General features: G+C 72.7%; 1 pseudogene. It reads right to left on the bottom strand.

The features are described 5' to 3' along the window. Positions 1-962 (bottom strand): annotated as a pseudogene (locus tag JMF90_RS40515) (cytochrome O ubiquinol oxidase); the annotation flags it as partial.

Below are 962 nucleotides of genomic sequence, written 5' to 3'. Positions count from 1 at the left end.
GTGCTCGCGCACACGCCAGTACGCATAGGCGCCGGCGAGCAGCGCGAACCACGCGAGCCCGAGGCTCCATCCGCCCAGCAGACCCGACAACCAGGTATCGCCGACATACAGTCGCGCGAAGCCGCCGAGCACGATCCACAGCACGACCGCCGTCACGACCGGTATGCGCCACAGCGCGGGCCGGTCGCGCGTGAGCGCCCAGCCGAGGCCGCTGCTCGCGAGGATCGCGAACGCGGCGTCGGCGTCGGGCAGCGCCACGTGCAGCGCGCCGGGCGGCAGGCTCGCGGGCGTCGCGCCGGGCACGCTCGCGCCGAACACCGGCACGAGCGCAACGGCGACACCGATCGTCGCGAGCCACCAGGCCGCCGTCAGCCAGCAGCGATGGATCATCAGCCACACGAGGAACGCGGCCGCGACGATCAGCCCCGTGTCGTGCCCATGCAGCACGGCGAGCGCACTCATCACGGCGTCGCCGGGTGGCGTGCGCAGGTTCTGCAGGAACGCATACAGCGCAATGTCCACATGCATCAGCGGATCGTTCGCGACGACGTCCTGCACGATCCCCGCGAACAGCCATACGCAGCCGATGAACAGCAGCGCGAGCACGGGCACCGCGCCGGGCAGCCCGCGCAAGTACGCGATCCCGTCGTGCAGCCGCGCGCCGAATCGCGGCCAGCGGCGCGCGCATGCATGCACGGTTTGGACGAGCGCGCGGCGCAGCAACGGCCAGCCGCGCCGCAGCGCGACGCGCACACCGATCCACACGAGCGCGACCAGCCCGGCCACGACCAGCAGGATCGCGGCGACCCGCACGCTGATCGCCGCGGCCAGCGCAGCCGACGCGCCGAACAGGATGCCGGGCGCGACGTGCACGGGCGCCCACACGAGCGCGGAGATCACGTTGACTGGATAGAACGACCGGCGCGGCAGCGTCGCGCAGCCGACGATGACCGGCACGACCG

The sequence above is a fragment of the Burkholderia sp. E168m23 genome (assembly GCF_016586125.1).
Taxonomy (GTDB): Bacteria; Pseudomonadota; Gammaproteobacteria; order Burkholderiales; family Burkholderiaceae; genus Burkholderia; species Burkholderia orbicola.
This window is presented reverse-complemented; position numbering and strand designations above follow the sequence as displayed.